At 72.4% G+C, this 6,718-nt stretch carries 6 protein-coding genes; 1 reads left to right on the top strand and 5 read right to left on the bottom strand.

The features are described from left to right. The 3 genes from E4099_RS26900 to E4099_RS26910 all read right to left on the bottom strand — a co-directional run. Positions 1-1,342: CpaE/TadZ family protein (locus tag E4099_RS26900; protein WP_135341722.1), on the bottom strand; the 1,342-nt coding region annotated here is incomplete at its 3' end. 10 nt (positions 1,343-1,352) lie between these two features. Continuing rightward, on the bottom strand, positions 1,353-2,057 hold the full coding sequence (cpaB, locus tag E4099_RS26905) for a Flp pilus assembly protein CpaB (RefSeq protein ID WP_135341723.1): 705 nt from the start codon (positions 2,055-2,057) through the stop codon (positions 1,353-1,355). Positions 2,058-2,083: 26 nt separating this feature from the next. Beyond that, positions 2,084-2,968: a hypothetical protein gene (locus E4099_RS26910; RefSeq protein ID WP_135341724.1), complete on the bottom strand. Its 885-nt coding sequence runs from the start codon at positions 2,966-2,968 to the stop codon at positions 2,084-2,086. Between the two features lie 432 nt (positions 2,969-3,400). Between E4099_RS26910 and E4099_RS26915 the strand changes: the two genes are divergently transcribed. Next, entirely contained in the window at positions 3,401-5,119 is a 1,719-nt protein-coding gene (locus E4099_RS26915; RefSeq protein ID WP_135341725.1) for a chitinase, read from the top strand. 108 nt (positions 5,120-5,227) lie between these two features. Here the strand turns inward: E4099_RS26915 and E4099_RS33240 are convergent, their stop codons facing one another. Both E4099_RS33240 and E4099_RS26920 read right to left on the bottom strand, forming a co-directional pair. Further along, positions 5,228-5,380 (bottom strand): DUF6126 family protein, encoded by a 153-nt coding sequence (locus E4099_RS33240; RefSeq protein ID WP_167828491.1) that lies wholly within the window; start codon positions 5,378-5,380, stop codon positions 5,228-5,230. A gap of 221 nt (positions 5,381-5,601) precedes the next feature. Next, positions 5,602-6,498, bottom strand: a complete 897-nt coding sequence (locus E4099_RS26920) for a S1 family peptidase (protein ID WP_135341726.1) — start codon at positions 6,496-6,498, stop codon at positions 5,602-5,604. Between the last annotated feature and the right edge of the window lie 220 nt (positions 6,499-6,718).

Raw genomic sequence — 6,718 nt, forward strand, 5'->3', positions numbered from 1 at the left:
GGCCGGGGGTCGCCGCGGGGCCGTTGCCGGCGGGCAGGCTCGGGGCGCCCGGGGCGGCGGCGGAGTCCCCCGTTCCGGCGGCGAGCGCCCGGCGGCGGCGCAGTCCGGTCAGAGCGCGTTCCGCGGGGGCGGTACGGCCCCCGCGCGGGGCGGCCCTGCCCTGTGCGGGTGGGGCCGCGACCAGGCCCAGTTCTCCGGCGAGCGCCCACAGCGCCTGCCGGACCGAGGACTTGGCGTCCAGGTCCTGCATACGGCCGGAGTCCACGGCCGGTTGCAGCTCCTTGTAGGCCGCCGGGACGCAGGTGCGGCAGGTCCGGGTGCCGGTGGCGCGCTCCACCAGCTGCGGCTGGATCTCCGCGGCCCGGGTGTGCCGGTTGACGACGGTCAGGGTCTGGCCGGCCTCGCGGATCCGGAGCCGGTCCCAGAGGCGGACCATCCGCTTGGCGGCCCGCACCGCGACCACGTCGGGGGTGGTGACCAGCAGCGCGGTGTCGGCGGCCTCGATGGCGACGGCGCCGGCGGCGGTGATCTGGGTGCCGCAGTCGACGATCACCAGCTCGTGGTGGGCGCGCAGCGCGGTGAGGATGCGCCGGGCGGCGGTGTCGGTCACCTCCTCGCCGCGCTCCCCGTCGCCGGGGGCCAGCAGCAGGCCGAGGCCGCTGGGGTGGGCGAAGACCGCCTCCTGGAGCACCCGCGGGGTCAGGTCGCCGATCTGCGCCAGGTCGGCGATGGAGCGGCGGAACTGCACATCGAGGTAGGAGGCGACGTCGCCGGACTGGAGGTCCAGGTCCACCAGCACCACCTCGCGCCCGGCGGTCCGGGCGGCGAGTGCCAGTTGCACCGCGGTGACGGTGGTGCCGACCCCGCCCTTGGCGCCGGTGACCGCCAGCAGCCGGCCGCCGGGTCCGGTGGGGCGGCTGTCGCCGCCGCCGAGGTGGTGCCGTACCCCGGTGGCCCACTGGGCGGCGGCCCGTACCCGGCCGGCCAGCTCCTCGTGCCCGCAGGGCCAGCCGGTCAGGCCGCGGGCGCCGGAGTCCATGGCCGCGGCGTACAGCGCGGGTCCGGCGTCGGCGGTGAGCAGCACCACGCCGACCGCCGGGAAGCGCAGGGCGACCTCCCGGATCAGCTCCAGCGCGGGTGCCGGGCCGATGCTCTCGTGGACCAGCACCACCTCGGGCAGCTCGTCCAGGGCGGTGCCGGCGCGACCGGCCAGGGTCTCCAGCAGCCGGTCCGAGTCGCCGGCGCAGGGCAGGGCTTCGACGTCGGGAAGCTGTTCCAGCAGCCCGGTGAGGGTGCGTACGGCGTCCGGGTCGCCGACCGCCGGGAGGGTCCTGATGTTCACGGCCCGCCTCCTACTTGTCGCCGTCGAGGGTGTAGGTGCGGTCCTTGTCGTCGACGGCGGTGTCGGATCCGGGGGCCACCAGGGCGAGGCGCACATGGGAGGCGAAGGACTCGGCGTAGGCGACGCGTTGGGCGTCGCGGGTGTCCAGGGCGAAGGTGATGGGCACGGCCTCGCCGGTCCGCCGCCGGTCGCCGGCGTCCGGTTCCAGGGCGGTGAGCCGGCCCACGTCGATGACCTTGGCGCCGGCCACGATCAGTTTGGACACCGGCTCGTCACCCTGCTCCTTGGCGTCGAAGGTGGCGTAGATGTTCACCTCGGCACCGGGGGTGATCTTGCCGGCGACTCCGGTGGCGGCGTCGATCATGATGGCGATCTCCTGCTGGCCGGGCTCCAGCGCGGGCCGTTCCACCACCATGTCGGACTGGAGCAGCGAGCCCTTGCGCAGCGGGGTGACGGCGATCTTGCCGCGGATCTGGGCCAGGTCGGTGACCGCGGTCGCCGGCAGCCAGCGCTTGGGCATCGAGACCTTCTGGAAGGAGTCGGCGTCCAGCGTCCGGTAGGCCGGGACGTCCGCCCTGAGCTTGTACGCGGTGGTCTCCGGCCCGACCTTGGACTCCACGTCGTCGATGACGGAGAGCACACCGACGAACGCGCCGACGGCGCACAGGACCGACAGGAGCAGCAGGATGACTCCGCGGCGCTGGCGAGCATTCATGGACGGGCAACCTCGTTCGGGACGGACTAGGGCCGGCTGGTCAGGGCGGGGCGGGACGGCGGGGCGAGGGCGCGGGCGTCCTCGGCCCTCGGCACCGGGGCGGAGCAGAAGGCGCAGCGGTCGCCGATGACCTCCAGGCCGCACCAGTGGCACGCGGTCCGGCGCACCGAGGTCACCAGTCGGTAGAGCACGGACAGGTCGGGGATGGCGGCGGCGAACTCGGTGGGCTTGCCGGTGCCCCACCAGCGAGCGGACTCGGCGGGCAGCGGCACCCGCTCCACGTCCTGGACGCCCCAGCCGGTGGCCAGGGTGTCGGTGACCCAGTCGGGGGCCTGCTGCCGCGGGTGTGCGGTGGCGACGGTGAGCTGGGTGGCGTACCCCGGGGCGGGCAGGGCGCCCGGTCCGCCGATCCGTACCAACGCGGGCGCGGGGTGCGCCAGTACGCCGAACTGCGCGCCGGGCAGCCAGGAGGTGAGGTGCGAGCCGAGGCTGACCGGAACGCGGTCGAGCCGGGCGACGCTGCTCAGCCGGGCGCCGGCGTGGACGTAGTGCGACAGCAGCCGGGCGGCGCAGGCCAGCACGCCGGGGCTGAGGTCGGAGACGGACAGCCGGCGCAGTTGGCGGGCGACCACCGCGACCGCCAGCGGAGGGAGGTCCAGCGGCAGCAGTGCCATCCGCTCGCTCTCCAGCAGGGAGCGGACGGTGTGCAGACGGCGGATCAGTTCGGGCCGAGCGGCGGCGGGGCAGAGCACCACCAGATAGCCCTGCCGGTCGAGCAGGGCGGCGGTGGCGTCCACGGCGGCGTCCAGGGGCTGTTCGCGCGGGTCGGGGAGCACGACGGCCGACGGCGTCTGCCCGTCGGGCGGCGGAAGCACCAGCTCCCGGCTGGTGACGGCAATCGCGGTGGGCACTCGGCTACCCCGTTCACTTCGGCGCCGGGTCGGCAGCCGCGGGTCATGGCTGCCCTGGTCCCCGGTTTCCTCCCCCGGCCGTCACCGGCGGGGCCCGGGCGGCCCCAGTGCAGCAGCACTTTATCCGCGAATGCCGCGTGAGAGAACAGTTCCTCCGAGCGACCGAAGGGACCCAGGGGGTCGCGGAGTGGGCTTCCGCGCAGGGCGGTGGCGGGATGGGGCCGGGCCTGGGGCCCCGGACGGGCCGTGGCACGAGGGGAGTTGCGGGCGGACCCCTTGACAAGGGTATTGGTCTGGACCAACTTGTACGGCCATACGGTGGCCACCGTTCCGAACTCCTCGGCAGCGCACCCCCCTCCGCAACGCACCCCCTTCGCAACGCACTTCCCGACCCGGCTCACCCCCCCAACCCACTCCCCCACGGAGGCAGTCGTGGACCGTGCACCCATCCCCCGCCCCACCCGCGGCAGGCACCGGCTCCGCCGCGCCCTGGCCGCCGCGGCCTCGGTTCTCCTGGCGGCGGGCGCCCTGACGGCCCTGGGCCCCAGCGCCCACGCCGCCGACACCAACATCGCGACCAACCCCGGCTTCGAGTCGGGCCTGTCGGGTTGGACCTGCTCGGGCGGCACCGGCGCCACCGTGAGCAGCCCCGTACACAGCGGTTCGGCCGCGCTCCAGGCGACCCCGAGCGGCAGCGACACCGCCCGCTGCGCACAGACGGTCAGCGTCCAGCCCAACTCCTCGTACACCCTGAGCGCCTGGGTGCGGGGCTCCTACGTCTATCTGGGCGCCGAGGGCACCGGCACCACGGACGTGTCCACCTGGACCCCCTCGGCCTCCGACTGGCAGCGGCTGAACACCGGCTTCACCACCGGGCCGAACACCACCACGGTGACCATCTACACCCACGGCTGGTACGGACAACCCGCCTACCAGGCCGACGACATCGCGCTCACCGGACCGGGCGGCGGCGGCCCGACCGACCCGGTGCCCGCCGCCCCGACCGGGCTCAGGACCGGCACCGCCACCGCCGACTCCATCGAACTGTCCTGGACCCCGGTCAGCGGCGCCACCGGCTACCGGGTCTACCGCGACGGGACCCCGGTGCAGTCGGTCGGCGGCGCCTCGGCCACGGTCACCGGACTGAGCCCGTCCACCTCGTACCGGTTCCAGGTCAGCGCCACCAACGCGGCCGGCGAGTCGGCGAAGTCCGCGGCCGTCACCGGCACCACCGCCGCACCCGGCGACGGCGGAGGCGGAAGCGGCGTGCCCCGGCACGCGGTGACCGGCTACTGGCAGAACTTCGACAACGGCGCCACCGTGCAGAAGATCAGCGACGTACCGGCGAACTACGACATCATCGCGGTGGCCTTCGCTGACGCCACCAGCACACCCGGCGCCGTCACCTTCAACCTGGACTCGGCGGCCCTGGGCGGCTACACCACCGCGCAGTTCACGGCGGACATCAAGGCCAAGCAGGCGGCCGGCACGTCGGTGATCCTCTCGGTCGGCGGCGAGAAGGGCACCGTCTCGGTGAACAGCGACGCCTCCGCCGCCAACTTCGCCGACAGCGTCTACGCGCTGATGCGGCAGTACGGCTTCGACGGCGTGGACATCGACCTGGAGAACGGCCTCAACTCCACCTACATGACCAAGGCGCTGCGCTCGCTCTCCCAGAAGGCGGGCAGCGGCCTGGTCATCACCATGGCCCCGCAGACCATCGACATGCAGTCGACCTCGGGCGAGTACTTCAAGACCGCGCTGAACATCAAGGACATCCTCACCGTGGTCAACACCCAGTACTACAACAGCGGGTCCATGCTGGGCTGCGACGGCAAGGTCTACTCCCAGGGCTCGGTCGACTTCCTCACCGCGCTCGCCTGCATCCAGCTCGAAGGCGGCCTGGACCCGTCCCAGGTGGGACTCGGACTGCCCGCCTCCACCCGGGGCGCGGGCAGCGGCTACGTGGCCCCCTCCGTGGTGAACAACGCCCTGGACTGCCTGGCCCGGGGCACCAACTGCGGGACCTTCAAGCCCGCCCGCACCTACCCGGCCCTGCGCGGCGCGATGACCTGGTCCACCAACTGGGACGCGGCGAGCGGAAACGCCTGGTCGGGCGCGGTCGGCCCGCATGTGCACGGACTGCCGTAGGGACGGCCCACGGGAGTGCCGTACGGCCCCGCCGCACAGCGCGGCGGGGCCGTACGGCTCGACGCGGGGCGACGCGGGAGGGGTGCGGACGGCCCGGGGGCGCCGCGGTCACTTGTCGGCGTGCTCGCCCAGGTAGAACAGCAGCCACACGAACGCGCCGAACAGGTGCGTGCCGACGATGTAGAAGGAGGCGCGGATCACCACCGCCTTCTCCACCCACTTCTCGTGGTCCTTCTCGCCCTTCCCCTGCTTCCGGCCCATGCCGCGGCTCCTGTGATCGTCGGGATGACACCGCCCCGCACCTATTGCAAATTGCAGAACTCTGCAAGTCTAGGCGCTGAGCCCTCGGATCCCCAATGGATCACGAGACGCACACCCGAGGACCATCGAGCTACGGGGCGGCCCGTACGGAAGAGGCCGGCCCCGGCTCACCGGGGTGCCCGGCGGGACGGCCCGTACCGCACCGTCCCGCCGGGCTCCGGTCACGGCCTCGGCAGGACGCAGCCGGGCAGGTTCAGGTCGATCTTGTTGCCGGTCGCCACGCACTTGGTGATCTGGTAGGTCTGCTGGGCGTAGTTGATGCCCTGGCGGACCGTCACGTTGCCGCTCTGGTCCACCTCGCACGGGTTGTTCATGGTGCAGGTGCCACCACTCTCGTTGCCCGTGTTGTTGATGGCGACCACCTTGCCGGTGGTGGCGTCCACCACCGGCGAGCCGGAGGTGCCGCCGATGGTGTTGCAGCTGGAGGTGTAGCGCAGCGAGTCCTTCCAGACCCACCCGCCCTCGTGCAGCTCGTAGACGAAGGCGTCCGCGTTGCAGCTGTAGATCTTCTTCCAGTAGCCCGAGACCACCTTGATGGCGGTGCCGGCGACCGGGTGGTCGGGCGACACGGACAGCGCGTCGATGTTGAAGCGCGACTTGATCTGGGCGTAGGTGGAGCTCAGCTGGTACAGCGACACATCGGTGTCGGTCATGGTCGCGTACGCGATCTTCGACGCACGGACGGTTCCGAGGCTGCTGCCGGCGGAGTTGAGCACCGTGAAGGAGCGGGTGGAGGGCTGGTCGACGATGACCTCGCCCGGGTCCGGCATGCCGGTCTCCAGGCAGTGGCCGTTGGACATCACGAAGGCCGGGTCGGTGTCGGCCGAGTTGGGCATCCGCACGATGGAACCCGAGCAGTTGCTGAGTGCCACGGTGCCGGCGAAGGAGACGGCCTTCACCTGGGGAGTGCTGGTCTTCTTCGCCTCGGCCCGCTGGCTGGCAGCAACCGGCTGCTTCGCCTCGGACTGGTGGTTCGAGGCCATGGCCGGCCCCGCGCCCGCGAGGGTGGCTGCGGCAAGCAGCAACGCGGCGGACGTGGCGACGAGAGGTCGGGGCATGGTGGGGGTCCTCTCCGGAAACCGATGCTCGCTTTTGACATGTGCATTGTTGGGCCCCGGCTGCCCCGGGGCAATCCCCTGATGCACGGAAGACGAACGGAAGTTGGCGCATTCCGACCAGATGGGCGCCCTTGACCGATGTCATGGCTCCCGCCAACACTGACCGAACACGGTCGCTACGCACTCGAACCCCCCAGGAGCTGTCTCTTAAACCCATCTC

The sequence above is a fragment of the Streptomyces palmae genome (genome assembly GCF_004684805.1).
Lineage (GTDB): Bacteria > Actinomycetota > Actinomycetes > Streptomycetales > Streptomycetaceae > Streptomyces > Streptomyces palmae.

Coding starts and splice junctions, on each gene's coding strand:
- cpaB (WP_135341723.1), bottom strand. CDS start 2,057: ATGAATGCTCGCCAGCGCCGCGGAGTCATCCTGCTGCTCCTGTCGGTC.
- E4099_RS33240 (WP_167828491.1), bottom strand. CDS start 5,380: ATGGGCCGGAAGCAGGGGAAGGGCGAGAAGGACCACGAGAAGTGGGTG.
- E4099_RS26920 (WP_135341726.1), bottom strand. CDS start 6,498: ATGCCCCGACCTCTCGTCGCCACGTCCGCCGCGTTGCTGCTTGCCGCA.